The following is a 17,422-nucleotide window of genomic DNA, read 5'->3' as shown; positions in this document are numbered from 1 at the left end:
GAGGTATAGGGGACCGGACCGGACCGGCTCGGGCGTCGGCGTTTCGGATCCCGATCCCTACCGGGATTTCCCGGATCCCGGCCGGGCGGTCGAAGCCGCCCGAGAGCGGATGGGGCGGTGCACCGCCCGAGGTGACGCATGAGACGGGTGGGATTAGGCTCTTCGAGTGAAAGCCGCGACGCGGCGGAACACCGGCCGACGAGGTGGCACGACCGCGCACAATCAGGTCCCACGCCCCAGTGTGTCGACTTCTGCCGGGCTTGAGGACGTCTACTTTTACGGCGTCCGCCCACCTGCGACGTGGTGAGCCAAGAGACCGTCGCATGTCCCCCTTATATGGCGGCGGCCATCCGCCTCGCGCCTTCTCTTTCGGGAGTCGCGAGACACGATGAGAGGTACTTTCCCATGCGATCACAACGTGCGAGGCGCGTCTTCGCGGTATCCGCTGCCGGCCTGCTCCTTGCTGGTGGTGCCGCGATCGGCGCGGCGGGAACCGCTTCGGCGAGCCCGAGTCACGGCTACAGCTACAGCAGCTCCCACGACCACGGGGGATCCTACTGGGGCGATGACGATGACGGCGGCTGGGGTGACGGCGGCAACGGCGGCTGGGGTGGCGGCGGCAACGGTGGCGGCGGTGGCTGGGGCGGGGGTGGTGGCGGCAGGTGACTGCCGCTGATTCCCGGCCGGGATGAGGCACGCGGCTCTTTCAACGGGCCGCAACGGGCCGGTTCGTGAGCGCATCGCCACGGACCGGCCCTTCGCCGCAAGGAGATGGCCATCTCGACTTGGCGGGGTGCCCTCGAGGCGGGGGCGGCGCTGCTTGTGGCCAGGACGCGGAGCCTCGGCGTGGACGACGTGGCCTCCTGGACTTTTCCGCCCGAGCCCCTGTCGGTACGCAAGGCCCGCGGCGCGGCTCGCGACCGGCTGACGCGGTGGGGGCGGGAGGAGTTCATCGGCACCACCAACCTGGTCGTCAGCGAACTCGCCACCACGGTGATCCGCCACGCGACGGGCGTCATCAGGTTGCGCTTGATCCGCGACCGCGCGCTCACCGTGGAGGTCCCGGGGCACGTCATGAGGGGATCGGCAAGACCATCTCGGCCGAGCAGGCACCGACGTCGGCGTGACGCGGGTCCTGCTATCCCCTGCAGTGACTGATCGTGACTGATCTATCCGTCAGCAGCGGGCCGCCGCCGCCGGCGTGGGCTGGGCTGGGCTGGGCCGTCCGGCCGCGCTGTCAGCGCTTTGACCTCGTTCTTCTCATGCGGGCGGGCTGTGTCGCGCCGCGGCCGCCGCCGATATCCAGGGGTGGCTGTGCTGTACGGCACCTCGTATCCACGGCGCCCTCCCTTGCACCGGAGGTATGCCTCCGCTTAAAGTGGAGATGCTCCTCCGGTATAGCGGAGGAGTGCTTCCTCTTCAGCGTCCGGCTGCGCGTCTCGCGACGCCCGCCCTGGCTCGGTGCTCATCGGCGCCGCGTTTTCAGGAACAGAAGGCGAAACATCATGGACTACGCACTGACGAACAAACGCGCCCTGGTGACCGGGTCGAGTTCAGGTCTCGGCGCGGCGACGGCGAAGATGCTCGCGGCCGAGGGGGCTGCGGTGGTCGTGCACGGCCGTGACAAGGAGCGTGCCGACGCCGTAGCGGAGCCCGTCGTCGCCGATGGTGGTCGCGCCGACGTCGCCATCGGTGACCTGACCACCGACGAAGGCGCGGACGCGGTGGTGGCGGGGGCGCTGGCCAACGGCCCGGTCGGCATCCTGGTCAACAATGCCGGTTCCTACCGGAATGTGTCCTGGGACGACGCGACCGCCGAAGACTGGAGCGAAGCCTACGAGACCAACGTGATCTCGGCGCGTCGACGGCGGCCTGATCCGATCCCTCTGATCGGGTCGGGTGTCAGCGAAAACAGGCGCCACAGAGTGACGAAAGTCAAGGAAATCATGGAAAAGTCAACTCATCGCGCCAACCTGCGAAGGGTCCGCCTCCCCGGCACTGTGGCCCCGTCCGGGCGGTCCCGGGCGAGTGGAGGACAGCACTTCAGCAACTCGCCCGGCGAACAGGCCGGAGCCTCCGGTGAAGTCGTCGGCGCGGAGACCCTCGTGCGCACGCCCTGCACCGCGCAGGCCATGACGACAGCATGCTGACATCAGTTGGGGCAGAAGCGACGTGACTCTACAACCCTGCGGCGCTGTGGGGTAACGCGATAATCTCGATCTTCCGGTACGGGCCAGGGGGGCGAGGGCTCATCGGGCCGGCAATGTTCCTCGTCAACGGTGTTGCTTTGTATGGGTCGTTGTCGACGACCCTCGGTCCTTCCGGCTGTCGACGTGTGCAGGAGCGGCGGTGCCGCCCCTGTTGTTGCGTGCGACACCGAGACGCTCGGCTGGGAACCCCGGCCGAGCGTCTCGTGAAACTCCTGGCCATCAGCGCGTGTTCAGCTGTGGTGCAGTCACACCTCGCATGCGCCTCCGGGCGGCGGGCCATCAAGGTCTTCGGCGAAGCGGATCACCAGGCAGCTCCTACCAGGTGACCGGCAGCTCGATCGGGAAGCGGCGAATCGTCTCCGTGTCCCAGCGCACCTCCTCAGGCGACACCGCCAGCCGCAGCCCCGGGAACCGGTCCAGCAGCCGCCCGATGGCCACTTCCAGCTCCGCCATGGCCAACGGCACGGCGATGCAACGGTGTCCGCCCCAGCCGAAGGTCATGTGCGGCAAGGGGGGCCGGTCCGGGTCGATGAACTCCGGGTCCGGGTACCGTTCAGCGTCGCGGTTCGCCGTCAGGTACGACACGTGGACGAAGTCACCCTTCCGGATGAGCACTCCACCCATCTCGACGTCCTGCACCGCCACCCTGGGGATGCCGACCCCCTTGCGGAAGGGGATGACACGGAGCAGCTCGTTCAGGACGTCCGTCAGGTCCTCCGGCCGGCTGCTGACGTGCTTCATCAGCTCGGGGCGGGTCAGCAGGAGGTAGCAGATGTTGCTGATCTGGCAGGTCGCCGTGTCCTGCCCGCTGAGCGTCAGCGTCAGCAGCATGACCGCCAGTTCCTCGTCGTCGAGGACGTCCTCGCCGTCCTTGGCGGCCGCCAGCGCGCTGATCAGGTCGTTCCCGGGGGATCTCCGCCGCTGTTCGATCAGTTCGCCGAAGTACGCGCGCAGCTCGGCCTTGGCGGTCGCGGCGCCCTTGCGGCCGTCCGGGCCGGTGGCGAGCAACTGGTGGAAGTGATGCTGGGTCGTGGCCCAGTCGTCTCGGGGGATCCCGAGCAGATCGAAGATGGTCTGCTGGGGGAGGGGGTCCGAGAGGTGGCGCACCAGGTCCACCGACGGGCCCTGTACGGCCATCTCGTCCAGCAGGGTGTCGGCGAGCTTGGTGATCCGCCCGCGCATCTCGTCCGCCCGCCGCTGGGTGAACGCCTGCGACGCCAGGCGCCGGAGGCGGCTGCTGCGCGGGGGATCCATCACGTTGATCGACTCGCGGGAGACGATGGGTTCCGGCGTCAACCGCGGATAGTCGTGGTCGACGATCCCCGCCCTGCTGAACCGCTGGTCGGTGGTCACCTGTCGCACGTCGTCGAACCCGGTGACCAGCCAGGCGTCACCGTCACCGTACGGCAGTCGGATCCGGGTGATGGACTCGCGGTCCATGAGCGCCGTCAGGGAGGGATCGAACTCCAAGCCCTCGCTGAAGTCGAACGGACACGTGATCGCTTTGTCGCCTGAGGTCATCGCGCAGTTCTCCTTCTTACCGAATCTTCCCAGCTCCATGTATATGCCGGTCGGTGGTTCGAGGCCATCGGAAGGCCTCCGGTGCGGTGCGCCGCCCGCATCCCGCGCGGCGGTCGGCCGGCATCGGCCGTACCTGCCACTGGCGCTCTGTCCATAGCGTGCACCGCGGACGGGAATCGCGCGCAGTCGGCGGGCTGTCCGCGGAGACCGGGGCGCCCGACATCTGACGGCCGCCTGCCGACGGGCTGTCGGGCTGGTCCGGCTGTGTCCGGCCGGTCTCGCGGAACGACTGGGCGGAAGGCGAAGGCCACTCGGTTCGGCGCTGCCGACTGGCCGCAAGGTGTGCACGGGGCCTACGGCGGTGGAGTGATGGGCGACCGGTTCGTCGTCGCCCTTCGCAGGGTCCACCCGCTGCCGCGGCACCTACGGCCTTGTGTCGTCATCGACGCGGCCGCCGGTTTCGTACGGTTCACCCGACTGGACGACACACGTGTCGCGTCGCGGCTATGACGGGTGGCCCGCCGCCGCGGCTGCCGCCAGGCTCGGTTGCAGGCGGCGGGCGACATCGAGGTGGTCGGCCGTCCAGATGATACGGACGGCCGTGGCGGTGGCCTGGCCCTTCTCGTCGGTCAGGTCACGGCGCAGGGACTCCACCAACTGTCCCTCGGCCGCGGGATTGCGGGGCAGGGGATCCGGGAGGTCGCCAGCCCGGTTCAGCGCGGCCGCGAGATCTCTGTACCAGCCGCTCACCCGGCCGGCCGCGCCCAGGATGACGAGTCGGGCCTCTGCCCGGTCCGCTTCGGCACGCTGTTCCTCGGCGTGCTGCCACAGACCCAGCACCGCGTCCGCGGCGAGGCGCAGTCCCACGACGCCGGTCACCAGAGTGGACATGTCGGCGAGCGGTACAGGCTTCGCGCCGCGCTCGGCGAGGTAGCTGCGGAAGGCGTCGTCGAGCCGACGTGCCGCCGCGGCCGCCACACGCCCGTCCTCCAGCGCGGCATCCGCCACCGGGGCCGGGCCGGGGCCGCAGCGGCCCACCGCGAACGCCACCGAACCGGCGAGATAGCGGGCGCCGTCGGCGTACGCCTCGGCGAGCGCCCGGTTCACGGCGGCCGTCGCTCCACGCGGCCAGAAGAACAGGCCCACGAGCAGGCTTACGGCGCAGCCGATGGCGATGTCCTGGATGCGCAGCAGCACGATGTGCCAGTCGGGGTCCTGGCCGATGTTGAACAGGACGACCAGGGTGATCGTGAACGACGCCTGGCCTGCGGCGAAGGAGATGACGGAAGGGGCGGTGCCGGCGAGCAGGACGGCGAGGGGCAGCAGGATCCAGAGCACGGTGCCGTGATGGCCGATCAACTGCAGCAGCAGGGCTCCGATCAGCGAACCCGCGACGGTGCCGCCGACGGCGCGGATCGCGTTCTGCCCTGTGTTGAGGGCGTTCGAACGCAGTACCGACAGGGTTCCGAGGACCACCCAGAAGGAATGCTGGACGCTGGTCAGGTTCGCGAGGGCGACCGCGACACCGATGCCGAGCGCTCCCCGGAGGCTGTTGTGCAGCCACACGGACTGCGGCTGGAGGTGGGCGGCGGCGCGCTCGCGCGCCGAGGCCAGGGGCGCGGTCACGGTGCCGGGCTCACTGCCGAGGAGACGATCGTGCCAGGAGCGGCGATCGGCGGCCGCCGCGCGATCCACGTTGCTCGCGATCTGCAGCGTCGCGAACCCCACTTCCTGCGCGCGGAACGACAGGTCCAGGAACCCGATCACGGGGTGCACCCGGGACGGCGTGCCGGTCCCCTCCTTGTGCACGGGAAGTCTCAGGGTGGCGTTGCGCTCCATGTCCTCGAGTGTCGTGCGCAGGCGTTCCGACGCGGAGCGCAGTGCCTGTGGGGAGTTGCGCGGGGTGTCGAGCAGGACGGCCGCCTCGTCCAGCACCGCGGCGGCGGCCCGCCTTGCCTGGTGCGCGGCCGCGTCGCAGGCCGGCTGGCCGTCCGGCGGAGGCGTACTGTCGGCGAGAATGCTCCCGAGCCAGGTCAGTTCGTCGACCAGACGGACGAGCGCCCTCGAGCCGCTGGACAACCCGGTGGGTCGGTAGGGGGTGGCGTCGAAGACGGCGCGCAGCTCGTCTGCCGCAGCCGTGGCTTCGGCTGCCGTGACCCTGCATTGGGCGGGGTTCGGGCAGTGTGGTTCGTCCGCCAAACGGCTGGCGTCGCTGCGCAGTTGCTGCGCCGCGGCCCGGCATACGCGGGCAGCGGGTGCGCTGAGCGGGTCCGTCCCGGGCCGGGGCCACAGCAGGGAGATCGCGAGCATGGCGGTGACTGCCGCCAGCGCCGCCCCGACGAGTCGGTCCGGGAGCTGGGACAGCGGCGCGGGCGAGGTCGCCGGGAGGACGAAGGCCAACAGCAGCGCGGTGGAAGCGCCCGCGAGGACGGAGCTGACGACTCCGGAGAACAGCACCAGGAAGGCGATGACGACGGTGACGACGACCGCCAGCCAGGTGTGATGAGCCACGAGCGTGCCCAGGCAGATGAGGACGACCCAGGCGACCCCGAGACCGAGGTGCGCCCGCAGGCGCTCGGCCATGGGACCGGTGAAGTCCACGAGCAACAGCATCGCGAACGAGGCGAAGGCGGCGTAGGTCGCCATCGCGGGCGAGCCGATCACCTGGCTGCACAGGGCGAACAGACCGGGCATCACCAGGGCGGCGCGCCCGGCACGTCGGGTCGCCGCCAGCTCGGGGTCGCGGGCACGGAGCCATGAGACGGCCGCCCTGAGACGGCTGTCCGGGTCTGATGTCTGCACGAGCCCGCTCCTCCTGGCGACGGGGACCCCACCTCACCAGGGCCTCCTCCACAGACGATGACATGGGATCACAGCCCCGGCCCTGATCATCGTGGCCGAGTTCTCCATGGTCAGCGAAGGCCGCGGGCTTCGCGCACGGTGAACCGCCTTCGCCGGACGTGGCGGTCGTGGGGTACTGGGGAGACGGGGCGGTGCGCCCGGCTGCGGCGGCAACCGCCGTCCGCACCATGGATCAGCGAACTCGGACGCGCTCCCTGCTGTGGTTCGTTGACGCCGCGCAGGTCATCGAACCGTAAGGACTTCCCCAAAGGGCTTTCCTGCAGACACGGTTGCCACCATGATCCAACCATGGTCGACGACAACTCACCCGTGTACGAGGCGCGGTACGGCTGGGACCTCAAAACCACGGGGGTCGTAGCGGTGTGTGCCGGCTTCACCGCGGTCCTGCTTTTCTCCGACACACCGCCGCTCATGCAGGCACTGGGCCTGCTCCTGTTCGGCGGGGGCGGAGTGTTCATGGCGTTCATGGCGCTGAGCCGCAAGGTCGCCTTCCGGGTGGACGAGACAGGCGTGCTGCTCGGCGGCAGTCCGGCCCGGTACGCGGCCACCACCGCTCATGTGCCCTGGCAGGACGTCACGGCTCTTGTGCTCTGGCGACAGACCGTGCGCAGCGCCTCCGTGCCCTACGTCGGGGTCAGCCGTCGAGAGGATGCTCCGGCCCTGCCCGGGGACGGCCCCAAGCGCCGTGCCGTCCTGGAGCGCATGGTCCCGGTGCCGGCCGATGTCGCCATCGCGTCCCGGGCGGTGACGGGGTGGCGTCTCGACCAGGACCGGCTCGCCACCGCCGTCGCCCACTTCGCGCCCGACGTCCCTGTCCGTGACCACCGCTAGTGCTGTGACCGCGTCGGGTCGGTCGTCTTGACGGTCGGATGTGCGGCCCCGCGGGCGTGGTGGTCGAGAGTGCCGACCTGACGTCTGTGCGGGATCCCGTCGGACGTCCCGGGTCGGAGCCGCCTGGCCACGTTTCCGGGGTGGGCTGCGCGCCGTGTGCGTGGTGTGGGCAGGCGGCCCGTCCCCGGAGCGGAGAGTGGACGAGAGGTGGGGCTCAGCGGTTGCGGAGGGCTGTGGTGGCGAGGAATCCGGTGGCTGCGGCGGTGATGAGGGCGCAGACGGCGAGGAGCTTGGTGCGGTGCATCGGAAGCCTTTCCTGTGACGGGTGGGGTCCTGTGTAACGCGGTTTGTGCCGAGGTGGGTTCGGTGGTGTGCGGCGATGTGACCCGTTTGGATGCGGCCGGCACCTGGTGGACGCGGACACGCCGTCTCCGCGACGCCGCGGATCCGGTGGGCGGGTGGCGGAAGCGGAGGCGGATCGCCACAGGGGGCGCCCTCGCTCCGGCGCCTGATGATGCGCGCGGCCACCCCCGAGACCCTGGGGCGTCTTTCGGCTACCCCGCACGGCGGCTGCTCCGCGGAGGCCATGAGGTGCAGTGGGCAGCCGTGCGGTGGTGCGGCATCATCCACGGGTGATCACTGTGCAACCCGTCCTGGAGATCTGTGCTCCCGAGGGCTTCGACCTGTGGCCGGTCGTCGAGTTCGAGCCCTGCGCCTTCCTGGCACTCGGCGGATCGCTCGCGCCGGACGAGGTCGGCACCGCGGTGATGGCGCTGGCCGCCTGCAACGACATCGACCCGGGAGACGAACGTCCTCCGCGTCCGGCCGATCCGGTCGGGGGCTTCCTGCACGGGCTGCTGACCATGGATCCGCTCTTCGCGTCGGGCGGGCTCAAGGTGACCGACGCCGTGACCGGGAGGGTTCTGTTGCCGGGCTGCTGCAGCGGGCTGGAGGACCGGGGCGACTGGCTGGAGGTCGTCAACAGCGACGGCCGTGCCGCGTGGTTCGGCCACGATCCCTCACCGGGTGCCGGACGGCACGGCGACATCGTCCGCCTCACGTGCGACGGAGACGTGGACACCAGCCCGGTCATCGAGGTGCCCGTGACGGAGCTACGGCACCTGCTGGCGGGCGTGGAACGCGATCTGGCCGACTTCTTCCGCCTGGCCGTGCTCTGGGCGGGGACGCACCTGCCTGATCGTTGCGAGCAGGTCTCCGGCGCGATTTCCCGTGCGCTGGCCTTGTCGGCCCGGTAGCCCGCTCCTGGCCGGGGGTCCGAGCCCGTACCGAACTCTCCTGGGCGCGGACCGCGGTGTCGCCGGAGGCTTGGCGCGGCCGGCGCAGAGCGTCGCGCGCGCCCCTGATCGCGCTCTCGGCGGACGAGAATGCCGTCCCGTACGGGGCGGCGCCTCCCGCCGTCCCGTACGGGGCGGCGCCTCCCGCCGTCCCGTACGGGGCGGCGCCTCCCGCAAGGGCCCCAGACCTTGGTAACAGCTGTTACCATCAAGGCATGGCGAAGACACAGCTGGGTGCGCGCGTCGATGACGAGGTCAAGAAACTGGCGGAAGCCCGCGCCAGGGACCGCGGCCTGAGCCTCGGCGACTACCTGAGCGTCCTCGTGCGGGAGGACGCCGACGGGCTGCGGCAGCGAGGACTGGACGCCGCAGAGCGCTTCCTCGCCGAGCACCAGGACGTCTTCGACGAGGCCGAGGACGCCGACCGTCGCACGCCCGGAGCGCACGCCGCGTGATGGACCTGCACATCGACGTCCCCTGGATCCTGCAGGTCGCGGAGATCGCGGGAGCCGGGGATCCCGCCCCCGACGACTACGGGGTGCCCGCGGCCGCCGTCGCCTGTCACCGGGCCGAACTGCTGGATCAACCCGTCTACCACGGCATCTACGCCCGCGCCGCCGCCCTGGTGCACATCCTCGGCCGCTGCCGCTGGCTGGAGCGCTCCAACATGGCCGTCGCCGCGGCGACCGGCGTGATGTACCTGGAGGCGTCCGGTGTCCCGGTCAAGCCCACCAGGGAGGACGCCGTCGCCCTGCGCGACCTCTTGCGTGATCCCGCCTGTACCGCAGCGAGGATCGCCGTCCTGCTGCGGGCCTGGCCACAGGCCACCTGAAAGTTCCTCACCACCTTCCCCGCGGTCGTCGCGGCGGGCCGGTCGGCCGTCCAGCGGTGAACGGAGCCCGCTCAGAGCAGGCGCCACAGGTGGTCGTCGGTCCCGTTGTCGTCGAACTGCACGACCTGGGCGCTGTTCTGGGTCGACATCCCGTCCACGCCGAGGACCTTCCCGCTGTGCCGGTTGCGCAGGAGGAACCAGCCCTCGCCGCGGTCGACCTGGGTCCACAGGTGGTCGTCGGTCCCGTTGTCCTCGTACTGGACGACGAGGGCGCTGTTCTGGGTCGACATCCCGTCCACGCCCATGACCTTGCCGCTCTGGCCGTTGCGCACCAGGAACCAGCCGTCGCCCTTGTCGATCAGCTGCCACGCATGGTCCCCGGTCCCGTTGTCGTCGAACTGCACGACGCGCGCGCTGTTCGCCGTGGACATCCCGTCGACCGCGAGCACCTTTCCGCTGTGCTTGTTGAGCACGCGCCGGTACCGAGGCTCCGGCACCCACGGCCTGCCGTCCGGGGCGGCCGTCGGGAACGAGGTGATCCGCAGCCTGGCCGCGCCCATCGGGACGAGCGTCACCTGCTCCACGGCGCCGCTCGCCCGTGCCGGGCTCTGCTGGAGGGGAGCGACCACGTGCTCGTCGTCGGCGACCCATTCGGCGACGCGGCGTGCCTCGGCGGTGAGGGTGATCGGGGTGGTCCCGTGGGTGAACGGGTTGGCCGCGAGCGGGCCGGGGGCGCGGTGCAGCACGGGCGAGGTGCCCGGTACCAAGCCGTAGTTCCAGGGTGTCGTGGCGTGGACCTCGTACTCGGGGAAGGTGTCGTCGCCCGCGTATCGGACGTACTGCTCGCCGATCCTCAGCGCGTAGGTGAGCGGGCCGCGTTCGACGCTCACGGCATCGCGGTTGGCGTGCCAGGTACGCAGTGTGGTGCGCTGCGGCAGGGTCAGTGTGACGCGGTCGCCGTTCCGCCAGGTGCGGTGGACGCGTACGAAAGCCGGCCCGGCCGGGGCGTCGACGGAGCGGCCGGCGACCTGCAGCCGGGGCGCCGTGCACCAGCCCGGCACCCGCAGGAGGAGGGGGAACGACACGGGACGCGGGGTGGACACGGTCAGGGTGACGGTCTCGTCGAACGGGTAGTCCGTGTCCTCGGTGACGGTGACCGTCGTGCCCGAGACGGTGGCCTGGACACGGCTGGGCGCGTACATCGCGGCGGCCAGTCCGCCGTCCGGTGTGGCCAGCCACAGCTCCTCGCCGAAGTACGGCCAGCCCATGCCGTAGTTGTGCGGACAGCAGCGGTACCGGTCGACGCCGGGCTGGTAGGACTGCATGGCGAAGCCGTTCTGGAACTGACCCTGGGTCTTGCGGACGTCGTCGAGGTCCACGCTGTTGGCGCTGGTGATGTAGTGCACCCCCGTGCCCTCGGGGTCGAGGGAGGCGGGCAGCAGGTTGAACGCCAGCTCCTCGCAGCGGTCCGCCCACACGGGGTCGCCGGTGATCCGGGTCAGCAGCTCGTGGCTGGCCATGAACTCGACGATGCCGCAGGTCTCGAAGCCCTGCCGCGGGTCGCCGAAACCCGGTCTGATGTTCTCGTCGCCCGCGATACCGCCGCCCGGGAACTGACCGTAACCGCGGAGGACTTGCTCGTAGGTACGGTAGGTGGCCCCGGTCAGGTCGGTGGCGCCGGAGCGCTGAGCGTACTGGGCCGGCTCGCGGAAGCCCTGTGCGATGTTGACGTTGTGCGGGCTGGGCAGCGGGCCGGTCCAGTCGGCGCCCCAGTTGTGCATCTTGTCGACGAGGTCGAGGAGGAAGGTCTCACCGGTGCGGCGGTAGAGCCACAGCGCGATGTCCATGCCGTCGCCCCAGCGCAAGGACACCCAGCTCGTGTCGAACGCGCCGGGTCCCTGGGCGTTCATGAAGCGCAGGAAGCGGCCGAGGAAGGGGACGATCCGTTCGTCGTGCGTGTACTCCTCGTAGGTGCGCAGCGCCTGGAGCAGCGGTAGGAAGGGCCAGAAGTCGGGGCCGCCGTTCAGCGACGTGCGCAGGGCCCGCGGGCCGAAGAAGCCGTCGGTCTGCTGGGTGGCGAGGACGCCGTCGATCCAGCGGCGCGCCTGGTCGAGGGCGGCGGTGTCGCGGGTGGCGATGGCGAGGGGGACGTAGCCACGCAGCCAGTAGGGGAGTTCCTCCCAGCTGTTGTTGCCGGGGTGCACCCAGCCGCTGGTCGCGAAGTCGAGGAAATGGGAGCGCTCGGTATATCGGCCGCACAGGCCGGCCAGCTGCATGCGCAGCTGACCGTCGAGCCAGCCCCGGGCGGTGATGCTGCCGGGCGGCAGCCGGGTGAAGGCGTCGGGGGCGAGGCCGTCCGCCGCGGCGGCGGGTGCCGCCGGGAGGGAGACGCCGACGGCCAGGGAACCGACGGCCAGGCATCCGGTCTGCAGGAAGTGTCGCCGGGTTGGAGGCATTCGGCTTCTCCTGTCGGGGGAGTCGGGTACGGGCACGGTCGGGACGAGGGCTCCCCGTGGCGAGCCGGACCACGGAGCGTTCGTCCGAGGCCCTGTACGAACCTGTGTCGAAGGCTCTGTCCGAGCCCGTTCTGGAGGTCCGGTCCGAGTCCGTGTCGGAGGTCATGTCCGGCCCGTGTCGGAGGGCCTGTCTTTGGGTTGTCGTGGTCCCGCGGCCGTGGGGTGAGGAAGCCGGGGGACTTCCCCGTCCGTCGGCCACCGGGCCGCGGTCGCAGTGCGGTCCGCCCGCCCGCCGCTCGGCGAGTGAGCGAGCGGGCGGACCGCACCGGGTGCGCGGATCAGCGCACGGCTCTCGGCGGGTGGCGGGGAGGCGTCCGCCGAGGCCGCTTCGAGGTCAGGCGCACCCGGCGGGTGTCGCCCGTGAGGCGTCGTCGATCAGCGCCCGCTGGGCCGCGTCGAGTCGCTCGACATCGGGTTTGACGACCTTGCGGTCGTACGTCATCAGGCCGTTGAGCTCGCCCTCGACGTCCGAGATCTGGGTGTAGACGGCGCCGTTGCCGCCCCGGCAGGCCAGCGCGTGCACCTCGGCCAGCTTGTCGAGGTAGTCGTCCGTGTAGGTCGAGGGGTCGACGTCCACGTACGACTGCTGCACCGACCAGGCGTGACCCGGGACCGCGAGCCCCAGACCGCCGTACTCACCGGCGACCAGGGCCCGTTCGCCGTCCGGGTGGGGCGGCAGCGCCGGGCTCGGGTAGCCGTGCTCGTCCATGATGTCGCCGGTGCCTCCGTCGGCTCCCAGGTTGAGGCCCGACATGCTGTTGACCAGCCGGGTCGGGTCCCAGGCCTTGGCCTGGTCGGCGATGCGGGCCATGTCGTACTGACCCCACCCCTCGTTGAAGGTGACCCACATGACGATCGACGGGCTGCTGATGTGCTCGTCGATCACCTGCTTCATCTCACGCTCGTACTCGGCGCGGGCCGCGGTGCTCGGGTTCACCCCGGCCGCCATCGCGGGCATGTCCTGCCACACCAACAGGCCCAGCCGGTCGGCCCAGTAGAACCAGCGGTCGGGTTCCACCTTGATGTGCTTGCGGACCGAGTTGAAGCCCATGTTCTTGTGCATCTTCAGGTCGTGGGCGAGCGCCTGGTCGGTCGGCGCGGTGTGCAGGCCGTCCGGCCAGAAGCCCTGGTCGAGCGTGGCCATCATGAAGACCGGCGTTCCGTTGAGCACGGTGCGCGGCACGCCGTTCACCTTCTCGACCTTGATCGACCGCATCCCGAAGTAGCTGCCGACGCGGTCGCCGCCGACGCTCACCCTCAGGTCGTACAGGAAGGGGTCGTCGGGCGTCCACAGGTGGGCCTTCGGGATCCGCAGCGTCAGAGCCTGGCCGCTGCGGCCGGTGACCGTGCCGACTCTGCGCTTTCCGGCGTACGCGGTGGCCGTGACCGGCAGTCCGTCCCGGACGCCCTGCGACTCGATCGTCACGGTGCCCGCGTCCACGTCCGGGGTGAGCTTGAGCGTGTCGACGTGGTCGGTGGCCACCGGCTCCATCCACACGGTCTGCCAGATGCCGGAGGACGGGGTGTACCAGATGCCGCTCGGGTCCAGGCGCTGCTTGCCCATCGGCGGGTTCTCGCCGTCGGCGGCGTCCGTCGGGTCGTAGACGCCGACGATCAGCTCCTGGGTGCGGCCGGGCTTGAGGGCCTGGGTGATGTCGGCGCTGAACTTGTCGTAGCCGCCCTTGTGTTCGGCCACCTCGGTGCCGTTGACGTACACCTCGGCCTGCCAGTCGACGGCGCCGAAGTTCAGCTGCAGGCGCTTGCCGGAGCCGATCTTCCAGCCGGCCGGAACGGTGAAGGTGCGCCGGTACCACATGCGGTCCTCGTGCCGTTCGATGCCGGACAGCTGTGACTCGACGGGGTAGGGGACGAGGATCTTCTCGCCGAGGTTCTTGCCCACCGGCGGCTGTTCCCCGGCCTCGGCGGCGGCGAACTGCCAGGAGCCGTTGAGGTTCTGCCAGGAGTCACGGGTCAACTGCGGGCGCGGGTACTCCGGGAGGGCGTTACGAGGCGAGACCTCGTCGGCCCACTTGGTGCGCAGCTCGTAGGTGGACGTGTTGGCGCCGCTGCTCCAGAAGGCTTTGACAACGTTGCCGTCCTTGCCGGTCAGGCCACCCTCGCCGTCGTATCGGACATCGGCGAGACCCGGGGCCGTTCCGGTCTTGTTGCCGACGACGGGCTCCTTGAGCGCGATCAGGAGCGACTTGGGGTCGGCGGGGTCGAGCCGGGCCGTGCCGAGCGGCCAGGTGGCGCCGCCGATCACGGCGTCGAGGTGATCGGTGAGACCCGCCGGGGGAGCGGAGAGGGGCTGCGCGAAGTCGAGCCGGAGCGTGCGGCCGTCCGCGCCGACGGCGGTGGAGACGGCTCCGTCGTAGTCGAAGCCGTCGGGCAGCCGCAACGCGGACTGCGGGACAGCGGTCTTGCTGCCGCCGGGCGGGGTCCAGCGCAGGTGGAGGTTGGAGCCTCCGTAGTGCTCGAAGTACTCGACCTTGATGTCGTAGGCCTGGCCTGCGGTCAACTCGACCGGTTGGCCGGTCTGTTCGCGATCCCAGTCGTCCACCCAGTGGTCGATGACCAGGGTGTCGCCCACCCAGAGACGGAAGCCGTTGTCCCCGATGATCGAGAAGGTGGTGGGGCCGGTCTTCTCCGGCACGATCTTTCCGGTCCAGCGGACGCTGACGTCGTCCGACCGCCCGGTGGCGAAGTTCAGGCGCGGCTCCAGGGTGTCGAAGTCGAGTTTCGGGTCGAGTCCGGTCGCCTTGAGCTCGTGGAAGTCGAAGGCGCCGGGAGCCGACTGCGTGTAGTACTCGCCCTTGAGCCCGTGGACCACCACGGGGTCGTCGGCCACGCCGGCGGCGGGCGTCGCGGCGAGTCCCGCGGCGCCCAGTGCCGCGGCGAGCAGCAGGGCGAGGCGTTGGGTGAGGGGTCTGATGCGCACGGATCCTCCTTGGCTGAGGAAGGGTGGCGGCTCGTTGCTTCAGTCTGTACAACGTTGGAAGGAACGGCAGTTGGCATGAGAGCACGGCTCCCGGCCGCTGTCCAGGGTCATGACAAAAGGCTCCGAGGACGGGCCACCCATCGACGCTGAGGAGATCCCTTGCGGGTCAGCCTGAAGGACGTGGCGGAACGCGCGGGCGTTTCGATCAAGACCGTGTCCAACGTTGTGAACAACTATCCGCACGTCACCCCGGCGATGCGGGCCCGGGTGCAGTCGGCCATCGACGAGCTCGGCTACCGTCCCAACCTGACCGCGCGCCATCTGCGCAAGGGGCGTACGGGGATCATCGCGCTGGCCGTTCCCGAGCTCGGCAACCCGTACTTCGCCGAGCTCGCCGGCGCCGTGATCGACGCGGCCGCCGAGCACGAGTTCACCGTGCTGCTCGACCACACGAGCGGCGAGCGGCGCCAGGAGATCCTGGTCAGCCAGGGTTTCCGGGCCCGGGTGATCGACGGGCTGATCCTCAGCCCGCTGGAGCTGGAGTCCGAGGATCTGCAGGGCCGTTCCGACGACGTGCCGTTGGTGCTGCTCGGTGAGCGAGAGTACGACGTGCCCTACGACCACATCGCGATCGACAACGTGGCGGCGGCCCGGTGCGCGGTCCGTCATCTGCTGGGCCGCGGCCGGACCAGGATCGCCTATCTCGGCGCGCGCACCGACTCCGCGAACCGGCCCGCCCACCTGCGGCTGGCCGGGTGGCGCCAGGAGCTGGCCGCGGCCGGGGTGCCCGCGCCGGACAGCCTGGTGGTGCCGGTGGGCGGCTGGGACCGGGACGACGGGGCGCGCGCGATGGCCGAGCTGCTCGACTCGGGGGTGCGCCCGGACGCCGTCTTCGCGTTCAACGACCTGATCGCGATCGGGGCGATGCGGGTGCTGCACGAACGGGGTCTGCGGGTGCCCTGGGACGTGGCGGTGGTGGGTTTCGACGACCTCGCCGAGGGGCGCTTCGGGGCCGTCACGCTGACCACGGTCTCGCCGGACAAACAGGCCATCGCCCGCATGGCCGTCGCCTCGCTGCTGCGCAGTCTGTCGGGGCGCGAAGTGCCCGGTGGACGCGAACTCACCGCGGAATTCAGGCTGGTGGAGCGGGAGAGCACGCTGGGGCGACGCTGACGGGATTTCGGGCGGAGGGGTTTACAGCCTCCTTCCAACGATGTAAAAACCTCCCCGGAACGACGTGCACGCCGAGTTGACCGCAAGAGCCAGCCTCCCCGAGAGCGCTCTCACGCCCCGGGGCCGCGCCGTTTGGGGGACTCCCATGAAGCCCACCGCAGTTGTCCGTCGCCTCTCCGCACGACACCTCCTCGCAGCAGGCCTCGTGACGAGCCTGGCGCTCGTGACCGGATGCACCAAGTCCGAGGACGACTCGGGCAAGAAACCCTCCGCCTCCGAGCCGGACGGTGCCGGGCAGGTGGTCGCCTCACCGAGCACCGGCTCCGGACCGACCTGCACCATCGACGCCTACGGCGGCAAGAAGCTCGACCTGAAGGGCGCCACCGTCGGCTTCTCCCAGTCCGAGAAGGAGGCCAACCCCTTCCGGATCGCGGAGACCGCGTCCATCAAGGCCGAGGCGCAGACGCGGGGCGTCAAGCTGCTCACCGCCAACGCGCAGTCGCAGTTCTCCAAGCAGATCAGCGACGTCCAGGATCTCATCGCCAAGGGCGCCGACCTGCTGGTCATCGCGCCGCTGAACTCCGACGGCTGGGAGCCGGTGCTGCGATCCGCGGCCGCCAAGCACATCCCGATCGTGACGATCGACCGCAAGATCAACGCCACCGCCTGCAAGGACTACGTGAGCTTCATCGGCTCCGACTTCGTACAACAGGGTCGGCGGGCCGCGGACCAGATGATCGAGGCGACCGGAGGCAAGGGCGAGGTCGCCATCCTGCTCGGCGCCGCGGGCAACAACGTGACGACCGAGCGCACCAAGGGCTTCGAGGACCGGATCAAGGAGAAGGCGCCCGGCCTGAAGATCGTGTTCCGGCAGACCGGCGAGTTCGCCCGCGAGAAGGGCCAGTCGGTCACCGAGAACCTGATCCAGTCCAAGCCCGGCATCACGGGGATCTACGCCGAGAACGACGAGATGGGCCTCGGTGCCGTCAACGCCCTCAAGGGCGCGGGCAAGAAGCCGGGCGACGTGAAGATCGTGACCATCGACGGCACCCGCAACGCCGTGCAGGGCATCGTGGACGGCTGGATCCACGGCGTCATCGAGTCCAACCCGCGCTTCGGGCCGCTCGCCTTCCAGACCCTCGACACCTTCACCAAGGGCGAGAAGGTCGGCCAGGACATCGTCATCCAGGACAGCTCCTACGCCAAGGGCAACGCCCAGGCGGACCTTGGCAAGGCCTACTGAC

12 protein-coding genes are annotated in these 17,422 nt (G+C 70.3%); 8 read left to right on the top strand and 4 right to left on the bottom strand.

Annotated elements, in window-relative coordinates; translation table 11 throughout:
• The first annotated feature begins 405 nt into the window (after positions 1 to 405).
• Together ACFV0T_RS24500 and ACFV0T_RS24495 are read left to right on the top strand one after the other, a co-directional pair.
• Positions 406 to 666 carry a hypothetical protein gene (locus ACFV0T_RS24500; RefSeq protein ID WP_385782893.1) on the top strand — a complete coding sequence of 87 codons (261 nt, stop codon included), beginning with the start codon at positions 406 to 408 and terminating at the stop codon, positions 664 to 666.
• An 839-nt stretch (positions 667 to 1,505) separates the two neighbouring features.
• Positions 1,506 to 2,150 (top strand): SDR family NAD(P)-dependent oxidoreductase, encoded by a 645-nt coding sequence (locus ACFV0T_RS24495; protein WP_385782891.1) that lies wholly within the window; start codon positions 1,506 to 1,508, stop codon positions 2,148 to 2,150.
• Positions 2,151 to 2,525: 375 nt separating this feature from the next.
• Here ACFV0T_RS24495 and ACFV0T_RS24490 read toward each other — a convergent pair whose 3' ends face one another.
• Together ACFV0T_RS24490 and ACFV0T_RS24485 are read right to left on the bottom strand one after the other, a co-directional pair.
• A complete protein-coding gene (locus ACFV0T_RS24490; protein WP_385782888.1) occupies positions 2,526 to 3,731 on the bottom strand; it encodes a cytochrome P450 in 1,206 nt (401 codons plus the stop codon).
• 504 nt (positions 3,732 to 4,235) lie between these two features.
• A complete protein-coding gene (locus ACFV0T_RS24485; protein WP_385782885.1) occupies positions 4,236 to 6,533 on the bottom strand; it encodes an FUSC family protein in 2,298 nt (765 codons plus the stop codon).
• Between the two features lie 348 nt (positions 6,534 to 6,881).
• Here ACFV0T_RS24485 and ACFV0T_RS24480 point away from each other — a divergent pair, with 348 nt between their 5' ends.
• The 4 genes from ACFV0T_RS24480 to ACFV0T_RS24465 all read left to right on the top strand — a co-directional run bounded on the left by ACFV0T_RS24480 (position 6,882) and on the right by ACFV0T_RS24465 (position 9,551).
• Positions 6,882 to 7,424, top strand: a complete 543-nt coding sequence (locus ACFV0T_RS24480; protein ID WP_385782883.1) for a hypothetical protein — start codon at positions 6,882 to 6,884, stop codon at positions 7,422 to 7,424.
• Positions 7,425 to 8,056: 632 nt separating this feature from the next.
• Complete coding sequence (locus ACFV0T_RS24475; RefSeq protein ID WP_385782880.1) at positions 8,057 to 8,680, top strand: hypothetical protein; 624 nt, start codon at positions 8,057 to 8,059, stop codon at positions 8,678 to 8,680.
• 254 nt (positions 8,681 to 8,934) lie between these two features.
• A complete protein-coding gene (locus tag ACFV0T_RS24470; protein WP_385782877.1) occupies positions 8,935 to 9,174 on the top strand; it encodes a hypothetical protein in 240 nt (79 codons plus the stop codon).
• Positions 9,174 to 9,551 carry a fic family toxin-antitoxin system, toxin component gene (locus ACFV0T_RS24465; RefSeq protein WP_385783051.1) on the top strand — a complete coding sequence of 126 codons (378 nt, stop codon included), beginning with the start codon at positions 9,174 to 9,176 and terminating at the stop codon, positions 9,549 to 9,551. The genes ACFV0T_RS24470 and ACFV0T_RS24465 overlap by 1 nt, the downstream gene beginning before the upstream one ends.
• A 71-nt stretch (positions 9,552 to 9,622) precedes the next feature.
• Here the strand turns inward: ACFV0T_RS24465 and ACFV0T_RS24460 are convergent, their stop codons facing one another.
• Complete coding sequence (locus tag ACFV0T_RS24460) at positions 9,623 to 12,007, bottom strand: RICIN domain-containing protein (protein ID WP_385782874.1); 2,385 nt, start codon at positions 12,005 to 12,007, stop codon at positions 9,623 to 9,625.
• Positions 12,008 to 12,401: 394 nt separating this feature from the next.
• On the bottom strand, positions 12,402 to 15,005 hold the full coding sequence (locus ACFV0T_RS24455; RefSeq protein WP_385782871.1) for a PA14 domain-containing protein: 2,604 nt from the start codon (positions 15,003 to 15,005) through the stop codon (positions 12,402 to 12,404).
• 159 nt (positions 15,006 to 15,164) lie between these two features.
• Between ACFV0T_RS24455 and ACFV0T_RS24450 the strand changes: the two genes are divergently transcribed.
• Together ACFV0T_RS24450 and ACFV0T_RS24445 are read left to right on the top strand one after the other, a co-directional pair.
• Entirely contained in the window at positions 15,165 to 16,178 is a 1,014-nt protein-coding gene (locus ACFV0T_RS24450; RefSeq protein WP_385782869.1) for a LacI family DNA-binding transcriptional regulator, read from the top strand.
• A 145-nt stretch (positions 16,179 to 16,323) separates the two neighbouring features.
• Positions 16,324 to 17,421 carry an ABC transporter substrate-binding protein gene (locus ACFV0T_RS24445; protein WP_385782866.1) on the top strand — a complete coding sequence of 366 codons (1,098 nt, stop codon included), beginning with the start codon at positions 16,324 to 16,326 and terminating at the stop codon, positions 17,419 to 17,421.
• Position 17,422 lies beyond the last annotated feature (1 nt).

The organism is Streptomyces sp. NPDC059582, from assembly GCF_042735715.1.
Taxonomy (GTDB): Bacteria; Actinomycetota; Actinomycetes; order Streptomycetales; family Streptomycetaceae; genus Streptomyces.
Note: the sequence above shows the minus strand (reverse complement) of the source record. Positions and strands in the feature narration are given on the sequence as shown.

Bases quoted from the DNA above. Each gene is read 5' to 3' on its own strand.
- ACFV0T_RS24460 (WP_385782874.1), bottom strand. From the start codon at position 12,007: ATGCCTCCAACCCGGCGACACTTCCTGCAGACCGGATGCCTGGCCGTC.
- ACFV0T_RS24480 (WP_385782883.1), top strand. From the start codon at position 6,882: ATGGTCGACGACAACTCACCCGTGTACGAGGCGCGGTACGGCTGGGAC.
- ACFV0T_RS24465 (WP_385783051.1), top strand. From the start codon at position 9,174: ATGGACCTGCACATCGACGTCCCCTGGATCCTGCAGGTCGCGGAGATC.
- ACFV0T_RS24490 (WP_385782888.1), bottom strand. From the start codon at position 3,731: ATGACCTCAGGCGACAAAGCGATCACGTGTCCGTTCGACTTCAGCGAG.
- ACFV0T_RS24470 (WP_385782877.1), top strand. From the start codon at position 8,935: ATGGCGAAGACACAGCTGGGTGCGCGCGTCGATGACGAGGTCAAGAAA.
- ACFV0T_RS24445 (WP_385782866.1), top strand. From the start codon at position 16,324: ATGAAGCCCACCGCAGTTGTCCGTCGCCTCTCCGCACGACACCTCCTC.
- ACFV0T_RS24495 (WP_385782891.1), top strand. From the start codon at position 1,506: ATGGACTACGCACTGACGAACAAACGCGCCCTGGTGACCGGGTCGAGT.
- ACFV0T_RS24500 (WP_385782893.1), top strand. From the start codon at position 406: ATGCGATCACAACGTGCGAGGCGCGTCTTCGCGGTATCCGCTGCCGGC.